Annotated in this window: 18 protein-coding genes; 14 read left to right on the plus strand and 4 right to left on the minus strand. The window is 63.9% G+C overall.

Annotation, left to right across the window (positions count from 1 at the left end; translation table 11 throughout):
- Window positions 1-6: 6 nt before the first annotated feature.
- Window positions 7-816 carry a rhodanese-like domain-containing protein gene (locus tag DMX12_RS29800; protein WP_009681317.1) on the minus strand — a complete coding sequence of 270 codons (810 nt, stop codon included), beginning with the start codon at window positions 814-816 and terminating at the stop codon, window positions 7-9.
- Between the two features lie 44 nt (window positions 817-860).
- The gene (locus DMX12_RS05315) at window positions 861-2,396 is read right to left on the minus strand and encodes an HDOD domain-containing protein (RefSeq protein WP_110676623.1); all 1,536 of its coding nucleotides are present in this window, start codon (window positions 2,394-2,396) and stop codon (window positions 861-863) included.
- A gap of 130 nt (window positions 2,397-2,526) precedes the next feature.
- Here DMX12_RS05315 and motA point away from each other — a divergent pair, with 130 nt between their 5' ends.
- Entirely contained in the window at window positions 2,527-3,378 is an 852-nt protein-coding gene (gene motA, locus DMX12_RS05320; RefSeq protein ID WP_009681315.1) for a flagellar motor stator protein MotA, read from the plus strand.
- 3 nt (window positions 3,379-3,381) lie between these two features.
- Window positions 3,382-4,404 (plus strand): flagellar motor protein MotB, encoded by a 1,023-nt coding sequence (motB, locus tag DMX12_RS05325; protein ID WP_110676624.1) that lies wholly within the window; start codon window positions 3,382-3,384, stop codon window positions 4,402-4,404.
- Between the two features lie 76 nt (window positions 4,405-4,480).
- On the opposite strand, the gene rsgA is transcribed toward motB, so the two are convergent.
- Window positions 4,481-5,512 carry a small ribosomal subunit biogenesis GTPase RsgA gene (gene rsgA, locus DMX12_RS05330; RefSeq protein WP_009681313.1) on the minus strand — a complete coding sequence of 344 codons (1,032 nt, stop codon included), beginning with the start codon at window positions 5,510-5,512 and terminating at the stop codon, window positions 4,481-4,483.
- Window positions 5,513-5,664: 152 nt separating this feature from the next.
- On the opposite strand from rsgA, the gene orn reads away from it, so the two are divergent.
- Window positions 5,665-6,207, plus strand: a complete 543-nt coding sequence (gene orn / locus DMX12_RS05335; RefSeq protein ID WP_009681312.1) for an oligoribonuclease — start codon at window positions 5,665-5,667, stop codon at window positions 6,205-6,207.
- A gap of 91 nt (window positions 6,208-6,298) precedes the next feature.
- Entirely contained in the window at window positions 6,299-6,910 is a 612-nt protein-coding gene (locus tag DMX12_RS05340) for a trimeric intracellular cation channel family protein (protein ID WP_003249516.1), read from the plus strand.
- A 192-nt stretch (window positions 6,911-7,102) separates the two neighbouring features.
- On the opposite strand, the gene queG is transcribed toward DMX12_RS05340, so the two are convergent.
- Entirely contained in the window at window positions 7,103-8,167 is a 1,065-nt protein-coding gene (gene queG / locus DMX12_RS05345) for a tRNA epoxyqueuosine(34) reductase QueG (protein WP_110676625.1), read from the minus strand.
- A gap of 65 nt (window positions 8,168-8,232) precedes the next feature.
- Here queG and DMX12_RS05350 point away from each other — a divergent pair, with 65 nt between their 5' ends.
- From DMX12_RS05350 to DMX12_RS05395, 10 genes are all read left to right on the plus strand, one after another.
- Entirely contained in the window at window positions 8,233-9,093 is an 861-nt protein-coding gene (locus tag DMX12_RS05350; protein WP_009681310.1) for an NAD(P)H-hydrate dehydratase, read from the plus strand.
- A complete protein-coding gene (gene tsaE / locus DMX12_RS05355) occupies window positions 9,081-9,554 on the plus strand; it encodes a tRNA (adenosine(37)-N6)-threonylcarbamoyltransferase complex ATPase subunit type 1 TsaE (protein ID WP_009681309.1) in 474 nt (157 codons plus the stop codon). The genes DMX12_RS05350 and tsaE overlap by 13 nt, the downstream gene beginning before the upstream one ends.
- An 11-nt stretch (window positions 9,555-9,565) precedes the next feature.
- Window positions 9,566-10,996 (plus strand): N-acetylmuramoyl-L-alanine amidase, encoded by a 1,431-nt coding sequence (locus DMX12_RS05360; protein ID WP_009681308.1) that lies wholly within the window; start codon window positions 9,566-9,568, stop codon window positions 10,994-10,996.
- Window positions 10,993-12,891 (plus strand): DNA mismatch repair endonuclease MutL, encoded by a 1,899-nt coding sequence (gene mutL, locus DMX12_RS05365; protein ID WP_110676626.1) that lies wholly within the window; start codon window positions 10,993-10,995, stop codon window positions 12,889-12,891. Before DMX12_RS05360 ends, mutL begins: the two co-directional genes overlap by 4 nt.
- A gap of 1 nt (window position 12,892) precedes the next feature.
- The gene (gene miaA / locus DMX12_RS05370) at window positions 12,893-13,864 is read left to right on the plus strand and encodes a tRNA (adenosine(37)-N6)-dimethylallyltransferase MiaA (RefSeq protein ID WP_009681306.1); all 972 of its coding nucleotides are present in this window, start codon (window positions 12,893-12,895) and stop codon (window positions 13,862-13,864) included.
- A 94-nt stretch (window positions 13,865-13,958) separates the two neighbouring features.
- A complete protein-coding gene (hfq, locus tag DMX12_RS05375) occupies window positions 13,959-14,219 on the plus strand; it encodes an RNA chaperone Hfq (RefSeq protein ID WP_003258160.1) in 261 nt (86 codons plus the stop codon).
- Between the two features lie 12 nt (window positions 14,220-14,231).
- Window positions 14,232-15,533, plus strand: a complete 1,302-nt coding sequence (gene hflX / locus DMX12_RS05380; RefSeq protein WP_009681305.1) for a ribosome rescue GTPase HflX — start codon at window positions 14,232-14,234, stop codon at window positions 15,531-15,533.
- Between the two features lie 96 nt (window positions 15,534-15,629).
- The gene (gene hflK / locus DMX12_RS05385; RefSeq protein WP_009681304.1) at window positions 15,630-16,811 is read left to right on the plus strand and encodes an FtsH protease activity modulator HflK; all 1,182 of its coding nucleotides are present in this window, start codon (window positions 15,630-15,632) and stop codon (window positions 16,809-16,811) included.
- Window positions 16,811-17,680, plus strand: coding sequence for a protease modulator HflC (gene hflC / locus DMX12_RS05390; protein WP_009681303.1), 870 nt, complete (start codon window positions 16,811-16,813; stop codon window positions 17,678-17,680). The genes hflK and hflC overlap by 1 nt, the downstream gene beginning before the upstream one ends.
- A gap of 301 nt (window positions 17,681-17,981) precedes the next feature.
- Window positions 17,982-19,169, plus strand: a complete 1,188-nt coding sequence (locus tag DMX12_RS05395) for an ATP phosphoribosyltransferase regulatory subunit (RefSeq protein WP_009681302.1) — start codon at window positions 17,982-17,984, stop codon at window positions 19,167-19,169.
- The last annotated feature ends 1 nt before the right edge of the window (window position 19,170 follow it).

Genomic DNA, 19,170 nt, shown 5'->3' on the forward strand with positions numbered 1-19,170 from the left:
GGTTCCTTAAACTTCTACAGGCGTGTCCGGGTGGTTGCCCCATTCGCTCCACGAGCCGGCATAAGCCTTGACGCGTGGGTAACCGAGGGCCTTGGCCACCAAATAGGTGAAACCGGAGCGGCGGTGGGACTGGCAATGGGTAACCACCTCCTTGTCGGGGGTGATGCCCAGGCTTTGCAGCACTTCGGCGATATCCTTGCGGATGCGCAGGTGGTCGTTGAGGTCCATGCCGGCGGTCCACTCGAAGTTGACCGCACCAGGGATGTGACCGCCCTTGGCCGACAACACTTTTTCGCCGTTGAATTCCTGTGGGGCGCGGGCGTCCCAGATCACCAGGTCATCGGCGCCCAGGCGGCTTTGCAGGTACTCACGGGTGGCTGTAGGTGCAGTGTCGAGGTGCAGGTGCACCGGGGCGGTACTGGGTGCAGGCACTTCGGTGGACAGCTTGTCGGCTGGCCAGGCCTGGATACCGCCATTGAGGTAGTGGTAGCGCGTGTGGCCGATCACGTCGAGCAGCCAGATGAAACGCCCCGCCCAACCACCGCCTTCATCGTCATACACCACGTAGACGGCATCATCACGGTGGCCGAGTTCGCTGAACAGTTTTTCCAGTTCGCCCAGGGGCGGCAGCAGACCAGGGGCGGGTGGCTGGCCGAGCTGGGTACGCTTGCCCTCGACAAAGCGGGCGCCGGGGATATGCCCGCTGACATAGCGGTTGGCGCTGCTCAGGTCGACCAGGATCAACTGCGGTGAATCCAGGCGCGGCAGCAGGTCTGCAGCTTCGATCACCAAGGGCAGGCCGGAAAAGTCGGTCATCCACGGTCTCCAGAGTGGAAAGAGGAGCGATTGTAGCGCAAGGCTCAGGCTTTGCGGTTGGCGAACAGCGACAGTGCCCGCTCGATGCATTGCACGGTTTTGCCGAAGGCTTGCACGCTGATGTCGGCCATGGGCCTGCAAGCCTGGTCGGCCACCAGCAGCATGAGCACCTGATCGTTCACCGCCAGCGAGCGCAGCAGCACGTGCTCACTGCGGAACAGGGCGCGCAGCGGGGCTGGCAGCAGCGCGGCGAACTGGCTGTGGTTCTGCGGGGTGATGCGCAGTTGCCCGGCCTGGCTCATCAGTTTTTGCAGCAGTTTGTTCTGCGCCACCTGCAGGGCCAGGCCCGCGGCCTCCTTGGGCAAGCCGGCGGTCTGCTGCACGCGCAAAGTGTCGGTGCTCCTGTCCAGGCTCAGCAGCATGATGCGTTGCATGCCGCAGGCCAGCAGGGCCTCTTGTGCCTGGGTGGCCAGGTGCACGGTATTGGTGAACGGGCTGGGTTGCGCCAGCAGGTGCTGGCACAGTGTGCGCCAGCGCGCCAGCTCTTCACTGCTGGGCGGTGGCACCGCCAGCATGTCTGGGTGCGGGCGGCGCTGGTGCCACGGCCATATCAGCGCCTCGGCCGGGTGGAACAGTGCATGCCGGGCATGGCGACGGGCGCTGGCGGCCGCCTGCTGGTGAACTTGCTGCTGCACGTCTTCCAGCGAAGTCTGCAGGTACAGGGCGGTCAGCAGCTGCCAGCGTAACAAGTGCGGGTTATCCCAGCCGACCTGCGCCGCCAGGGCCAGGTTGTTGGCCAGCAATACGGTATTGGCCGGCTGGTTGAACCAGCGCCGCAGGCCAGGCTCTGCGTCCAGGCGGTGTTGCTGGCTGAGCAGGTCTTCGTCGCGGGCGATGCTCAGCACCTGGGCCAGTTGCTCGCGTTCTTCCAGCAGCAAGCGGTAACCCTGGGTCACCCATTGCGGCAGGCGCCAGTATTCGGCCATGGTCTGGCACAGCGCCATTATGCGCACGCCAAACAGTTCTTCCTCGACATGGGCGGCCTCTTCACCCTTGTGGATCACCCGCAGCTCCCAGGTGTCGAGCAGCTTCGGGTGGGCGAGTGCCAGCGGCCAGAGGGGCGACAGGAACAGCAGGCTACCCCAATGGATTTCCTGCCACAGCCGCGCCAGGCGGCTGGCGAACAGGCCGCTGGCCTGCTGCGCTGCGTGCTGGCTGATCATCTGGAACTGGCAAAGAACCGGCGGGATTTCTTCAACAGGCACTGCCGGCAGGCGCTTGAGCAACAGCTCGCTGCGCTCCAGGCCGAGCCGGTTGAGGGCCACTTCAAGGCTTTCGGCCGGTTCGGCCATGCTGGCGTTGGTGGCGTGGTTGGCCTCACGCATCACCGACAACACCAGCGCCGGGCTATCTTGCATCAGTTCGGCGATGTCGCGCAGCGAGCGGCGGCTATCGTGGATGGCCGCCATGACCCGGTCGTAGCTGTGCTTCGGCACCGGGATGCGAACACTCTCGAGCAGCTTGACCCAGGCCTCTAGCGTTCGCGGAGCCTGAGCGGGCACCTTAGTTTCAATTGGCATTTTGACATCAGTCCGAACTGGCTTTTCGCATTGTGTGGCTATAGTCTGGCGCAGTTCTGCCGATAAGTAGAAGAAGAGTTTTACAGCTCTCGTCTCTTCCCCTGACCACGACAGCAAGTGCTTTGAACCTATGGCTAAAATTATCGGCATCATCGTCGTATTCGCGAGCGTGCTCGGCGGCTACGTGCTTTCCCACGGCAAGATCGCGGCGCTGATCCAGCCGTTCGAAGTACTGATCATCGGCGGTGCGGCCTTCGGTGCATTCCTGCAGGCCAACCCTGGCTACATGACCATGCACGTCATCAAGAAGTCGATGAAGATGTTCGGTTCGCGCTTCAGCCATGCGTTCTACCTTGAAGTGCTGGGGCTTGTGTACGAAATCCTCAACAAGAGCCGTCGCGAAGGCATGATGGCCATCGAGGCCGACATCGAAGACGCCGCCGCCAGCCCGATTTTCGCCAAGTACCCCACGGTACTGGCCGATGAGCGCATGACCGCGTTCGTCTGCGACTACCTGCGCATCATGTCTACCGGCAACATGGCCCCGCACGAGCTCGAGGGCCTGTTCGACATGGAGCTGCTGAGCATGAAGGAAGAGCTTGAGCACCCGTCCCATGCGGTGACCGGCATCGCCGATGGCATGCCCGGCTTCGGTATCGTAGCGGCGGTGCTGGGTATCGTGGTGACCATGGCCTCGCTGGGCGATGGGGACCAGGCGGCCATCGGCATGCACGTGGGTGCGGCGCTGGTCGGTACGTTCTTCGGTATTCTCGCGGCCTACGGCTTCTTCGGCCCGCTGGCCAAGTGCCTGGAGCACGACGCCAAGGAAGAGCTGAACCTGTACGAGTCGATCAAGGCATCGCTGGTGGCCTCGGCTTCGGGCATGCCGCCGTCGCTGGCGGTCGAGTTCGGGCGCAAGGTGCTGTACCCCAAGCACCGCCCAAGCTTCGCCGAGCTGGAACAAGCGGTTCGCGGTCGCTGATTCATGGAGAACAATCAGCCCATCATCGTCAAGCGCGTCAAGCGCTTTGGCGGCGGCCACCACGGTGGCGCCTGGAAAATCGCCTTTGCCGACTTCGCCACGGCGATGATGGCGTTCTTCCTGGTGCTGTGGCTGTTGTCCACGGCCACGCCTGAGCAGAAGATCGCCATTGCCGGTTACTTCCAGGACCCGATCGGGTTCTCCGAAAGTGGTACGCCCTACGTCATCGACCTGGGTGGTTCCCCCGAAATGGCGCCGGACAAAACCATCAACCCGGAAGTGAAAACCGAGCCCACGCAGCCGTCGCCTACCCAGCTGGACAAGGACCAGGTGGAGACCATGGCCGAGCAGGTCGAGCGCGAGCGCCTTGAATTGCTGTTGCAGGAGCTGCAGAACAAGGTCGAAGAGAACCCGCAACTGCAGAAGTTCAAGGACCAGATCCTGTTCGAGATCACCCAGGATGGCCTGCGTATCCAGATCATGGACGCCGAGAACCGTCCGATGTTCGATATCGGCAGTGCGCGCCTGCAGCCATATTTCGAAGACATTCTGTTGGCCATGGCCGATACCATCAAGGCAGTGCCCAACAAGATCAGCATCAGCGGCCACACCGACGCCAAACCGTATGCCGGCACTGGCGAGTTCGGCAACTGGGAGCTGTCGGCCAACCGCGCCAATGCCGCACGCCGGGCATTGGTGGCAGGTGGGTACCCGGACGGCCAGGTGGCTCGGGTGGTGGGGTATGCATCGTCATCGCTGTTCGACCGCAAGAACCCGTTCAACCCGGTAAACCGCCGCATCGACATCATCGTGCTGACCAAGAAGGCCCAGCGCAACATCGAGGGTGAGCAGGGCGAACAGGGTTCACCGCAAGCGCCGGCAGCCCCGCCTGCGGCCCCGCCGGCCAGTGGCGCGGCGCCCGGTGCCGGGGCCGATCAGGCGCCGATGCAACCACGTGAACTGCGCCAGAAGCTGAACATCTTCGAGGATGGCACGCTGAAGATGGACGAGAGCAAGGAGCAGTAGGCCCCGCGGAACCTTGCACGGCGTTTTGCAGGGCCGTGCAGGTGGGCCTCAGCGCGGAGGAAGGCTTACAGCCCGGTCAGTAGCTGTCTTCCGTCAGGCTGGCGATGATCGAGCGGTAGCTGTTCATGCGTTGCTGCGAGATCCGGCCATCGTCCAGCGCCTTGAGCAACGCGCAGCCTGGCTCGCGGTCATGTTTGCAATCGCGGAAGCGGCAGGTGCCGAACAGGTCGCGGAACTCGATGAAGCCATCCTCCACATCGCTGCGGCTGACGTGGCCAAGGCCGAATTCGCGGATGCCCGGCGAGTCGATAAGGTCGCCGCCATTGGGGAAATGGTACAGCCGCGCGGTGGTGGTGGTGTGGGTGCCCTGGCCCGACCATTCCGACAGGTCGCCGACGCGGGTGCCGGCCTCTGGCAGCAGGCTGTTGACCAGCGAAGACTTGCCCACACCCGACTGGCCGACGAACACGCTGATGTGCCCGTCAAGTTGCTGCTGCAGGCGTTGCATGCCATCACCGTGGTGGGCAGATACCTCCAGCAGCGGGTAGCCCAGCTCGCGGTAAACCTCCAGCAGCGCCTGCAGGCCGGGGCCGTTCTCGGCGTTGATCAGGTCGGCCTTGTTCAGCAGCAGCAGCGGGCGCAGGCCTGCATGCTCGGCAGCGACCAGGTAACGGTCGATCAGGTTCGGGTGCGGTTCCGGGGCCGGGGCAAACACGATCACGATGAGGTCGACGTTGGCTGCGACCGGTTTCAACTGGCCATGGTTGTTTGGCCGGCACAGTTCGGTGCTGCGTGGCATCTGCGCCACGATCACCCCTATGCCCTGGTTGCCTGCACGCCATACCACGCGGTCGCCAGTGACCAGTGCTGGCAGGTTGGCGCGCAAGTGGCAGCGGAACACCTGGCCTGCAACGTCGCCATCCTGGGCCTCCACCTCGACCTGCACGCCAAAGTGGGCAATCACCAGGCCCAGTTGTTCCGGCCCCAGGTCGCCACCTTCCAGTTCCTGCAGCACATGCTGCTCGCGTTTGGCCGCGCGAGCAGCACGCTCGCCCTGGATTTTTTCGATGCGCCAGTTCTGGCGGCGATTGAGCTGGCGTTTGGCCATGAACATTCCGTGAGAAGGGCCCGGGTCAGGGCATTGAAAACGGCAGGCAGTTTAGCACGCCAGGCGGTGCACCATTGCCCTTACCTTGTGGCGGTGAATGGGCGTGGTTGGGCCACTAGGCTAATATGACGGGCTATATGAGGAGCTTCTGCATGCAAAACCCACAGAACCTGATCTGGATCGACCTGGAAATGACCGGCCTCGATCCGGACAGCGACGTCATCATCGAAATGGCCACCATTGTCACCGACAGCGAGCTGAACACCCTGGCCGAAGGCCCGGTGATCGCCATCCACCACAGCGATGAAGTACTGGCCCGCATGGACGAGTGGAACACCCGCACCCATGGCGCGTCTGGCCTGACCCAGCGTGTGCGCGACAGCAAGGTCGGCATGGCCGAGGCCGAGGCCCAGACCATTGCATTCCTCGAACAGTGGGTGCCCAAAGGCAAATCGCCGATCTGCGGCAACAGCATCTGCCAGGACCGTCGCTTCCTCTACCGGCACATGCGCAACCTGGAAAACTACTTCCACTACCGCAACCTGGATGTCTCGACGCTGAAAGAACTGGCAGCGCGCTGGGCGCCGGACGTGCGTGACAGCTTCAAGAAGGGCAATACGCACCTGGCGCTGGACGACATTCGCGAATCGATTGCCGAGTTGCGCCACTACCGCGAGCATTTCATCAAGGTTTGAACCGTTACGGCGCAGATATTCTGGCTGCGCCCCCTTTTGGTGCCTTGGGCAACTGGTTAGACTGCGCGCCTTTCCCGCACGGACCCGCACCATGTTGCTGATGCTCTACCTCATTGCCATCACTGCCGAAGCCATGACCGGTGCGTTGTCTGCCGGGCGTCGCGGCATGGACTGGTTCGGCGTGGTGCTGATCGCCTGTGTTACCGCCCTGGGTGGCGGGTCGGTGCGCGATGTGTTGCTCGGGCACTACCCGCTGACCTGGGTGAAACACCCTGAGTACCTGGTGTTGACCAGCTTTGCTGCCCTGTTGACCATTTTCATCGCGCCAATGATGCGCCGCCTGCGCTCGCTGTTCCTGGTGCTAGACGCACTGGGGCTGGTGGCGTTTACCCTGATTGGCTGCATGACGGCGCTGGAAATGGGGCAGGGCATGCTGGTGGCTTCGATCAGCGGGGTGATCACGGGGGTGTTCGGTGGGATCTTGCGCGATATCTTCTGCAACGACATCCCGCTGGTGTTCCGCCGCGAGCTTTACGCCAGCGTGTCGTTCGCCGCGGCGTGGTTCTACCTCGGCTGCGTGTATTTCAAGGTGCCGGCGGAGCAGGCGATGCTGCTGACCCTCTTTGGTGGGTTCCTGGTGCGCTTGCTGGCAATTCGTTTCCATTGGGAAATGCCCAAGTTCCACTACAACGACCAGCAGTAAACCTGCCCCAGGCCCGGCGCGGTCCCGCGTTGCCTGCTTCGCGGGCGCGCCCGCTCCCACCAGCAGTAAACCTGCCCCAGGCCCGGCGCGGTCCCTGTAGGAGCGGGCATGCCCGCGAACACCGGCGCAGCCGGTGCATCCACCGAGTGGCCAAATTCGCGGGCGCGCCCGCTTCCAAAGTGGGCCGTGTAGCTATTGAATGCCGTGCCGGGCCAGCGCCCACTCGACATGCTCGCGCACCAGCTCCGACGCATCCTCGCGCCGCGCCTTCAGCGCCTCGATCACCGGTATCGTCGGCGGCGCATTGCCCAAGCCCACCGCCAGGTTGCGCAAGAACCGCTCATAGCCTGCCCGGCGTAGCGGCCCGCCCTCGGTCTTGCGCAGGAAAGTACGCTCATCCCACAGGAACATCTCGGCCAGCTCGGCATTCTCCAACCCATGCCGCGGCTGGAAATCCTGCTCCTGGCTGTGCTTGGCGAAGCGGTTCCACGGGCAGACGATCTGGCAGTCGTCGCAACCGAATACACGGTTACCCATCATCGAGCGCAGTTCGACAGGAATCGGCCCTCTCAGCTCGATGGTCAGGTACGAGATGCAACGCCGCGCGTCCAGTACATAGGGCCCGACGAACGCCTGGGTCGGGCAGATGTCCAGGCACGCCTGGCAACGCCCGCAATGTTCACTGGTGGTGGCTTCGTCCACCGGCAACGGCAGGTCAACGAACAGTTCGGCCAGGAAGAAGTAACTGCCGGCCTTGCGGTTGAGCAGCAGGGTGTTCTTGCCGATCCAGCCCAGCCCGGCCTGCTCGGCCAGGGCCTTCTCCAGCACTGGGGCACTGTCGACGAAGGCGCGGTAGCCGAACGGGCCGATGGCTTGCTGGATACGGTCTGCCAGGAATTGCACGCGCTTGCGCACCAGCTTGTGGTAGTCACGGCCCAGGGCGTAGCGTGATACGTAGGCTTTTTCCGGTTGCGCCAGGCGTTGCGCCATCTGCGTATCGCCGGGCAGGTAGTCCATGCGCAGCGAGACCACGCGTACCGTGCCGGGAATCAGTTGGTCGGGGTGCGCCCGTTTGCTGCCATGGGCACCCAGGTACTCCATTTCGCCCTGGTAACCGGCGTCTAGCCAGCGTTGCAGGTGCTGTTCGTGTTCGCCAAGGTCGACCCCGGCGATGCCGACGTGGGCAAAACCGAGTTCCTGGCCCCATATCTTGATCGATTGGGCCAGTTGGGCGAGGTCAGGTGTAGAGGCAGGCATGGATGGGCAAGGCAATACGGGCTCAGGTGCGTATAATTCTGCCAGACATTGGAGCCTTTGACCCCATGCCGCAGACCAAACACCCTGGCAACACCCTACAACTGCTCAGCAGCGTGACTGTCGCACACCTGCCGGCACGGCACCCGCATGCGCACAAAGGCGACTTCGGCCATGTGCTGGTAGTGGGCGGCGACCTGGGCACCGGTGGCGCTGTGCTGCTCAGCGCCGAAGCCGCCTTGCGCTGCGGCGCCGGCCTGGTCAGCGTGGCGACCCGGCCCGAACATCTACCCGCGAGCCTGGCCCGCCTGCCTGAGGTGATGTGCCTGGGGGTACAGTCGGCCAACCAGTTGGTCGGCGTGCTGGAGCGCGCCACGGTGCTGGTGGTGGGCCCCGGCCTTGGGCAGGCTGCCTGGGGCCGGAGCCTGTTGTCGGCAGTGGCGAACGCCGAACGCCCGCAGGTATGGGACGCCGACGCCCTGAATTTGCTGGCAGGCACCCCATTGGCCCTGCCCAGCGGTAGCATCCTCACGCCTCACCCCGGGGAAGCGGCGCGGCTGCTGGGCATTTCCACCGAAGCGGTACAGGCCGACCGGCCGGGCGCTGCGCGCAAGCTGGCGCGGCGCTACAACAGTGTGTGCCTGCTCAAAGGGGCAGGTACCCTGGTGGCGCACCCGTCCGGCCAGTTGATGCTGTGCGAGCGCGGGCACCCGGCGATGGCCGGCGCGGGCTTGGGCGATGTGCTGACCGGGGTGCTGGCGGCGTTGCTGGCCCAGGGGCTGGACGCCTGGAGTGCCGGCTGCCTGGGTACCTGGCTTCACGCCTGTGCCGGTGAGCGTCTGGGGGTTGAAGGCAGGGGCCTGGCGGCCAGCGATCTGGCGCCGGTCATTCGAGCGTTGTTGGAGGAGCATTCTGCGTGTGTGGCTTAAATCTGTTTCTGGCCGATGAAGCGGCTACAGTCGACTTTGGTGCAAAAATGGCCGAAGTGACCGGTGGTCGCGGTGTCATTTTCCTGGAAGGCGACCTGGGGGCGGGTAAAACCACACTCTCGCGTGGCCTGATCCGTGGCCTGGGCCATACTGGTGCAGTGAAAAGCCCAACGTTCACCGTGGTCGAACCCTACGAGATCGGCGCTGTCCGAGCTTTTCACTTCGACCTGTATCGGCTGGTCGATCCGGAGGAGCTGGAGTTCATGGGGATTCGTGACTATTTCGAGGGCGACCCGTTGTGCCTGTTCGAGTGGCCACAAAAGGGTGCGGGCGTTTTGCCAAAGCCCGACCTGACCATTACCATAAGCCCCCAAGCGGGCGGACGCTCGCTGAACCTGTCGCCGCAGGGGGCTCGCGGCGAGGCCTGGTGCGTGGCACTGGCCAAACACTATAAACAGTAAGTGGGGTAGGTATGCGCATACGCGCACTGGTCGCCATCGTTGGGCTGCTGCTGACAACGGTGACCGTTGACGCTCTGGCCGTCACTCAAGTCAAGAGCGTGCGCCTGTGGCGCGCGCCAGACAACACGCGGCTGGTCTTCGACCTGTCTGGCCCCGTGCAGCACAGCGTCTTCACCTTGAGCGCACCGGATCGCCTGGTTATCGACATCAATGGCGCGACCTTGGCGGCGCCATTGAAAGTGGCGACTTCCAACACGCCGATCAGCAGCGTGCGTTCGGCCCAGCGCACGCCGACCGACCTGCGTGTGGTCGTTGACCTGAAGAAGTCGGTCACCCCCAAGAGCTTTACCCTGGCGCCCAATGCCCAGTACGGCAACCGCCTGGTGGTCGACTTGTACGACCAGGAAGCCGATGCCATCGCGGCCACGGCGCCAACCCCACCACCGACCCCGGTGCAAACGCCTGCCACCACGCCAGCGGTCCCGGTCACCCCGACCCAGCCAGCCATCAAGCTGCCGCCGGTACCTAGCGGCAAGCGCGACATCGTCATTGCCATCGACGCCGGTCATGGCGGCGAGGACCCGGGTGCTTCCGGCTCGCGCGGCCAGCATGAAAAAGACATCGTGCTGCAGATTGCCCAGGAGCTGCAGCGCCAGATCAACACGGAAAAGGGCTTCCGCGCCGAGCTGACCCGCACCGGTGACTACTTCATTCCGCTGCGCAAACGCACCGAAATCGCCCGCAAGAAGGGCGCCGACCTGTTCGTTTCGATCCACGCCGACGCCGCGCCGTCCAAGGCTGCGTTCGGCGCATCGGTGTTTGCCCTGTCCGACCGTGGCGCTACTTCCGAAACCGCACGCTGGCTGGCAGACACGGAAAACCGTTCCGACCTGATCGGGGGCGCCGGCAACGTCAGCCTCGACGACAAGGACCGCATGCTCGCGGGTGTGCTGCTCGACCTGTCGATGACGGCCACGCTCAGCTCCAGCCTGAATGTCGGGCAGAAAGTGCTGGGCAACATGGGCCGCATCACCTCGCTGCACAAGCAGCGTGTGGAGCAGGCTGGCTTCATGGTGCTGAAGTCGCCCGACATTCCGTCGATCCTGGTCGAGACCGGGTTCATCTCCAACGCCAGCGAGGCGGCCAAGCTGGCCAGTCGCAGCCATCAGCAAGCGCTTGCGCGTTCGATTCATACCGGGGTGCGCCAGTTCTTCCAGCAGAACCCGCCGCCTGGCACCTATATCGCCTGGCTGCGCGACACCGGCAAGATTGCCGCCGGCCCACGTGAGCACACGGTGCGCCCAGGCGAAACCCTGGCAATGCTGGCGGTGCGCTACCAGGTCAGTGTGGCCAGCTTGCGCAACACCAACAGCCTGAAGTCCGATGAGCTGAAGGTCGGCCAGCGTCTGGATATCCCTGCCACCACATTGGCTTCGCAATGAGTGGTGGTTCGCGCATCCAGCTGCTCAGCCCGCGGCTGGCCAACCAGATCGCCGCTGGCGAGGTGGTCGAGCGGCCGGCCTCGGTAGCCAAGGAACTGCTGGAAAACAGCCTGGACTCCGGTGCCCGGCGCATCGATGTGGAAGTGGAGCAGGGCGGCGTCAAGCTGCTGAAGGTGCGGGATGATGGCAGCGGTATTTCTGCCGACGACCTGCCGCTGGCTCTGGCCCGTCACGCCACCAGCAAAATCCGTGAGCTGGAAGACCTTGAAGGCGTATTGAGCCTGGGGTTCCGTGGCGAAGCCCTGGCCTCGATCAGCTCGGTGGCGCGCCTGACCCTGACCTCGCGTACCGCCAGTGCCACAGAAGCCTGGCAGGTTGAAACCGAAGGCCGCGACATGCTCCCGCGGGTGCAGCCGGCGGCCCACCCGGTGGGTACTTCGGTCGAAGTGCGTGACCTGTTCTTCAATACCCCGGCGCGGCGCAAGTTCCTCAAGGCCGAGAAAACCGAGTTCGATCACCTGCAGGAGGTCATCCGGCGCCTGGCGTTGGCGCGTTTCGATGTCGGCTTCCACTTGCGCCACAACGGCAAGAGCATCCTCAGCCTGCACGAGGCCCATGATGAAGTGGCGCGTGCGCGGCGGGTGGGTGCCATCTGCGGCCCGGGCTTCATGGAGCAGGCGCTGCCGATCGACGTCGAGCGCAACGGCCTGCGCCTGTGGGGCTGGGTTGGGCTGCCGACCTTCTCGCGCAGCCAGGCCGACCTGCAGTACTTCTTCGTCAACGGCCGTGCGGTGCGCGACAAGCTGGTGGCCCACGCCGTGCGCCAGGCCTACCGTGACGTGCTATTCAACGGCCGGCACCCGACCTTTGTGCTGTTCCTTGAACTGGAACCCAACGGCGTCGATGTCAACGTGCACCCGACCAAGCATGAAGTGCGCTTCCGCGAGGGGCGTTCGGTGCACGATTTCCTGTACGGTACCTTGCACCGGGCCCTGGCCGATGTGCGCCCGGAAGACCAGCTGGCCGCCCCGGCTGCGGTGCCTGAAGCGATGCGCGCCACTGGCCAGCAGGCCGGTGAGTTCGGCCCGCAGGGGGAAATGCGCCTGGCTTCGCCTGTGCTCGAGCAGCCACGTGCGCCGCAACACACCGCCAGCAATGGCGGCAGTGGTGCCGGTTACCAGTACCAGTACACCCCGCGGCCCTCGCCACCGCTGCCGGCGGCCGAGGCGCAGGCGGTGTACCGCGAGTTTTACAAGCCGCTGGACAATGGCGCCGCCCCGGCAGCCACCCTGCCGGAAAGCCAGGGCGACATTCCGCCGCTGGGTTACGCGCTGGCGCAGCTGAAGGGTATCTACATCCTGGCCGAGAACGCTATCGGCCTGGTGCTGGTCGACATGCACGCCGCTCACGAGCGCATCATGTACGAGCGCCTGAAGGTAGCCATGGCCAGCGAGGGCCTCAGCGGCCAGCCGCTGCTGGTGCCGGAAACCCTGGCCCTGAGCCAGCGCGAAGCCGACTGCGCCGAAGAGCACGCGCAGTGGTTCCAGCGCCTGGGCTTCGAACTGCAGCGCCTGGGCCCGGAAACCCTGGCCATCCGCCAGATCCCGGCCTTGCTCAAGCAGGCCGAGGCCAACCGCCTGGTGCAGGATGTGCTGGCCGACCTGATGGAATACGGCACCAGCGACCGTATTCAGGCCCACCTCAACGAGCTGCTCGGCACCATGGCCTGCCACGGCGCGGTACGCGCCAACCGGCGCCTGGCCATTCCCGAGATGAACGCCCTGCTGCGCGATATGGAAAACACCGAGCGCAGCGGCCAGTGCAACCACGGCCGTCCCACCTGGACCCAGATGGGCCTGGACGACCTGGACAAACTTTTCCTGCGCGGTCGATGAAATGAGCGGCAAGCCCCCAGCGATATTCCTCATGGGTCCGACGGCCGCCGGCAAGACCGACCTGGCCATCGAACTGACCAAAGTGCTGCCGTGCGAGCTGATAAGCGTTGATTCTGCGCTGATCTACCGCGGCATGGACATCGGCTCGGCCAAACCGTCGAAAGCAGTCCTTGCCGCCCACCCGCATCGCTTGATCGACATCCGCGACCCGGCCGAAAGTTACTCGGCCGCGCAGTTTCGCACCGACGCCCTGCAGGCCATGGCCGAGATCAGCGGGCGCGGCAAAATCCCGCTGCTGGTTGGCGGTACCATGCTGTATTACAAAGCGTTGGTCGACGGCCTTGCCGACATGCCAGCGGCCGATGCGGGCGTGCGTGCCGAGCTTGAAGCCCAGGCGGCGGCCTTAGGGCTGGGCGAGTTGCACCGCCAACTGGCCGAGGTCGACCCGGTGTCGGCGGCGCGCATTCACCCCAACGACCCACAGCGGTTGATCCGCGCCCTGGAGGTCTACCGGGTGAGCGGTGAGAGCATGACGGCTCACCGGCAACGTCAATTCGCTGAAAGTCGCGGCGCAGACGCAGGCGCTGGCGGGCATTTGCCCTATACTGTCGCCAGCTTGGCGATTGCTCCTACAGATCGTCACATTTTGCATCAGCGAATTGCGTTACGATTTTCGCAGATGCTGGAACAGGGCTTTATCGACGAGGTCCGATCACTGCGAGCCAGAAGTGACTTGCACGCCGGGTTACCGTCTATACGGGCAGTGGGGTATCGGCAAGTCTGGGATTACCTGGACGGCAAGCTGTCAGAGAGTGAAATGCGTGAACGCGGTATCATCGCGACCCGGCAGCTGGCCAAACGGCAGTTCACCTGGTTGCGTGGCTGGCCTGACGTACACTGGCTAGACAGCCTGGCCTGCGACAATCTGTCCCGCACCTTGAAATACCTGGGGCCCATCTCCATATTGAGCTGAGTCCCTGCTGATTGCCGTCTATTCTTGCGAAGGGGCGGCCTAATTTATCGATTTCATTGATTTTCTATTATTTATCCTTACAGGAGTGCGGCATATGTCAAAAGGGCATTCGCTACAAGACCCTTACCTGAACACTTTGAGAAAAGAGAAGGTCCCGGTTTCCATTTACCTGGTCAACGGCATCAAGCTGCAGGGTTCGATCGAGTCGTTCGACCAGTTCGTGGTACTGCTGAAGAACACCGTGAGCCAGATGGTCTACAAGCACGCCATTTCGACCGTGGTGCCAGCCCGTCCGGTTCGCCTGCCAAGCCCGTCCGATTCCGAGCACGGTGACAGCGAGCCAGGCAACGCCTGATAGGAGCCTGCATTGTTCTTTGAGCGCCACGGTGGTGGTGAGCGGGCGTTGCTCGTTCACTTGGAAGGTCAGAACCCTGAGGCGCGCGAAGACCCGCAGGAGTTTCAGGAACTGGCATTGTCGGCCGGTGCCGACATCATTTCGCTGGTCACGGTGACAAGGCATCAGCCTTCCGCCAAATACCTGATTGGCAGTGGCAAGGTCGAAGAGCTGCACGACCTGGTCCATGCCGAACAGGTAGACCTGGTGATTTTCAATCACACCCTCACGCCCAGCCAGGAGCGCAACCTTGAACGCGTGTTCGAGTGTCGTGTGCTCGACCGCACCGGGCTGATCCTCGATATCTTCGCCCAACGGGCGCGTACCCATGAAGGCAAGCTGCAGGTCGAACTGGCCCAGCTGGAGCACATGAGCACGCGGTTGGTGCGTGGCTGGACTCACCTGGAGCGGCAAAAAGGGGGTATCGGCCTGCGCGGCCCGGGTGAAACCCAGCTGGAAACCGACCGGCGCCTGTTGCGCGTGCGCATCCGCCAGATCAAGTCGCGCCTGGAAAAGGTCCGTAGCCAGCGCGAGCAGGCACGGCGCGGGCGCAAGCGTGCAGACATCCCTTCGGTGTCGCTGGTGGGTTACACCAACGCCGGCAAGTCCACGCTGTTCAACGCCCTGACCGAATCCGAGGTGTACGCCGCGGACCAGCTGTTCGCTACCCTCGACCCGACCTTGCGCCGGCTCGAGCTCAACGACCTTGGCCCGATCGTGCTGGCCGACACCGTGGGCTTCATTCGCCATTTGCCGCACAAGCTGGTCGAGGCATTTCGCGCTACGCTCGAAGAGTCGAGCAACTCCGACCTGTTGCTGCATGTGATCGATGCCCATGAGCCCGAGCGCATGGAACAGATCGAGCAAGTGCTGGCGGTTTTGGGCGAGATTGGCGCCGAAGGCTTGCCGATCCTCGAGGTGTATAACAAACTCGACCTGCTCGAAGATGTCGAGCCGCAGATCCAGCGCAATGCCGATGGCAAGCCGGAACGGGTCTGGGTATCGGCACGCGATGGGCGTGGCCTGGAGCTGGTCGGCCAGGCGATTGCCGAGTTGCTGGGGGAAGATCTGTTTGTCGGTACCCTTTGCCTGGAGCAGCGTTTTGCCCGCTTGCGCGCGCAATTCTTTGCCTTGGGTGCGGTGCAGAGTGAAGAGCATGATGAAGAAGGGCGCAGCCTGCTGAGCGTGCGACTGCCCATGGTCGAACTGAATCGCCTGGTCAGCCGCGAAGGCATGGAGCCGCAAGTGTTTGTCGAGCAACACACTTTGCAATAAATGCCCGTCGAGGTCGCCGGGCAGCAGTGACAGGCATTCTGTAGCATTGGACGGCGCGCCGTGGGCGCGTCTTTGCTTTATCAGATGGAGAGCGCTATGGCTTGGAACGAGCCGGGTGGCAACTCGAACAATCAGGATCCCTGGGGCGGCCGCCGTGGTGGCGGTGGCGGCGGTGGTGACAAGAAAGGTCCGCCGGATCTGGACGAGGCCTTCCGCAAACTGCAGGACAGCCTCAATGGCATGTTCGGCGGCAAGAAGAAACGTGGCGGCGGTGACCGCAACATCGGCAAGGGCGGTGGCTTCGGTCTGCTGGGCATCGGCCTGGCGGTGCTGGCCGCCATCTGGCTGTACAACGCCGTGTATGTGGTCGACGAGCAGGAGCAGGCCGTGGTGCTGCGCTTCGGCAAGTACTATGAAACGGTCGGTCCCGGCCTGAACATCTACTTCCCGCCAATCGATCGCAAGTACATGGAGAACGTCACGCGTGAGCGTGCCTACACCAAGCAGGGCCAGATGCTGACCGAAGACGAGAACATCGTCGAGGTGCCGCTGACCGTGCAGTACAAGATCAGCAACCTGCAGGACTTCGTGCTCAACGTCGACCAGCCTGAGGTGAGCTTGCAGCACGCCACCGACAGTGCCTTGCGCCACGTGGTGGGTTCCACCTCGATGGACCAGGTACTGACCGAAGGCCGTGAGCAGATGGCCGTGGATATCCGCGAGCGCCTGCAGCGCTTCCTCGACAACTACCGCACGGGTATCACCGTTACCCAGGTCAACGTACAGAGCGCGGCAGCCCCGCGTGAAGTGCAGGAAGCCTTCGATGACGTGATCCGTGCCCGTGAAGACGAGCAGCGCGCCCGCAACCAGGCCGAGTCCTATGCCAATGGCGTGGTGCCGGAAGCCCGTGGTCAGGCGCAGCGCATCATCGAAGACGCCAACGGCTACCGCGACGAAGTCATCGCCCGCGCCAAGGGTGAGGCCGATCGCTTCAGCAAGTTGCTCGGTGAGTACCGCAAGGCACCTGACGTGACTCGCCAGCGTCTGTACCTGGAGACGATGCAAGAGGTCTACAGCAATTCGAGCAAGGTCATGGTGGCAACCAAGGATGGGCAGAACAACCTGCTCTACCTGCCGCTGGACAAAATGGTCGAAGGCAGCCGCAACGCGTCCGCGCCAACCACCAGCGTATCGCCATCGGCCAACGATGCGGCCGCGCGTGCGGCGCAGGACATGCAACAGCAACAGCAGCCGCTGCGCACTAGGGAGAGCCGCTGATGAGCAACAGATCGCTGATCGCCCTGATCGCCGCCGTGGTCCTGGCCATCGTGGCCTGGAACAGCTTCTACATCGTGTCCCAGACCGAGCGTGCAGTGCTGCTGCGCTTCGGTAAGGTGGTCCAGGCTGATGTTCAGCCAGGCCTGCACGTGAAGATCCCGTACGTGAACCAGGTACGCAAGTTCGACGCCCGCCTCATGACCCTCGACGCCCCGACCCAGCGGTTCCTGACCCTGGAGAAGAAAGCGGTGATGGTCGACGCCTACGCCAAGTGGCGCGTCAAGGACGCCGAGCGCTTCTATACCGCCACGTCGGGCATGAAGCAGATCGCCGACGAGCGGCTTTCGCGTCGCCTGGAAAGCGGCCTGCGTGACCAGTTCGGTAAACGTACCCTGCACGAGGTGGTTTCCGGTGAACGCGACGCGCTGATGGCTGACATCACCGCATCGCTGAACCGCATGGCCAACAAGGAGCTGGGCATCGAGGTGATCGATGTGCGCGTCAAGGCCATCGACCTGCCGAAGGAAGTCAACCGCAGCGTGTTCGACCGCATGAGTACCGAGCGTGAGCGTGAAGCCCGCGAGCACCGCGCCAAGGGTAACGAGCTGGCCGAAGGTATTCGTGCCGACGCCGACCGCCAGCGCCGTGTGCTGCTGGCCGAAGCGTACCGCGAAGCGGAAGAAACCCGCGGTGACGGCGACGCCCAGGCAGCCGCCATCTATGCCAAGGCCTACACCCAGGACGCGGACTTCTATGCGTTCTACCGTAGCCTGCAGGCGTACCGCGAAAGCTTCTCGAGCAAGAGCGACGTGCTGGTCCTGGATCCGAAGAACGAGTTCTTCCGCTTCCTGGACAAGAGCAAGCCGTAATGCTCAGGCCCTGATTTTCATGCGGCAGCGCTCCGCCTGGCAGCTAAAACACCAGGCGGGGTGCATCCTGAATGAAAAGGGGTGTATCATGAGGCAGCCGGGAAATTTCCCGGCTTTTTTGCGTCTGCAAGGTTGATCGGCACAGCGCCGGTTGACGGTTTGCTCAGCTCGCAAGGCAATTCGAGGGTATCGGGTACGGTGGCTGCGCTGGGATCAGTGCTGCCCGCTGCTGTGCGCGATACCGGCTTTACTGACGGCTCGCCTGCTGGCAAGCCGCCCGGACCAGAGGGGAAATGGCGTAATGGCAACGGTAGACCGCTGGCTGCTGCCAGATGGCATCGAGGAAGTACTGCCACCTGAGGCCGCGCGTATCGAGATCGCGCGCCGCCAGGTGTTGGACCTGTTCCAGGGTTGGGGCTACGAACTGGTCGTCACCCCGCATATCGAGTACCTGGAGTCGCTGCTGACCGGCGCCGGCCAGGACCTGGACCAGCGCACCTTCAAGGTGGTGGACCCGCAGTCCGGCCGCCTGATGGGCTTCCGTGCCGACTTCACCCCGCAGGTGGCCCGTATCGACGCGCACACCTTGCGCCGTGAAGGCCCAAGCCGGTTGTGCTATGCCGGTAGCGTGCTGCACGCCCAGCCGCGCGCACTGTCCACCTCGCGCAGCCCGATCCAGCTGGGTGCCGAGTTGTATGGCGATGCCAGCCCTACCAGCGACGTCGAAGTCATCAGCCTGATGCTTGCCACGCTGCAACTGGCTGACGTGCCGGACGTACACATGGACCTTGGCCACGTCGGCATCTACCGCGGCCTGGCCCGGGCGGCCGGCCTGTCCGGGGCAGTGGAGCAGCAGTTGTTCGACGCGCTGCAACGCAAGTCGGTCGATGAGGTGCAAGCCTTGACTGCCGACCTGCCCAAGGACCTGGGCAACATGTTGCGTGCGCTGGTCGAGCTGTGCGGCGGCCGTGAAGTGCTGAACGAAGCGCGCGTGCGCCTGGGGCGCGCCCCGGCCAGCGTGCTGGCCGCGCTGGACGACCTGCTGGCGATCGCGGACCGGCTGGCGTCGCGCTACCCGGAACTGCCGCTGTACTTCGACCTCGGTGAGCTGCGCGGCTACCACTACCACACCGGTGTGGTGTTCGCCGTGTTCGTGCCGGGCGAGGGGCAGTCCATTGCCCAGGGCGGGCGTTATGACGACATCGGCGCCGATTTTGGCCGGGCACGCCCAGCCACAGGTTTCTCCACGGATTTGAAGACCCTGGTCACACTGGGGCGAGCGGAGGTCGTATTGCCAACTGGCGGCATCTGGATGCCCGACAGTGGCGACGCGGCCCTCTGGCAGCAAGTCTGCCAGTTGCGCAGCGAGGGCCAGCGTGTGGTTCAGGCTCTGCCTGGCCAGCCGTTGAGTGCTGCTCTCGAGGCGGATTGTGATCGGCAATTGATTCAGCAAGACGGGCGCTGGCAGGTTCTGCCGCTGGCCCAGTGAG

The organism is Pseudomonas sp. MB-090624, assembly GCF_003205245.1.
Taxonomy (GTDB): domain Bacteria; phylum Pseudomonadota; class Gammaproteobacteria; order Pseudomonadales; family Pseudomonadaceae; genus Aquipseudomonas; species Aquipseudomonas juntendi.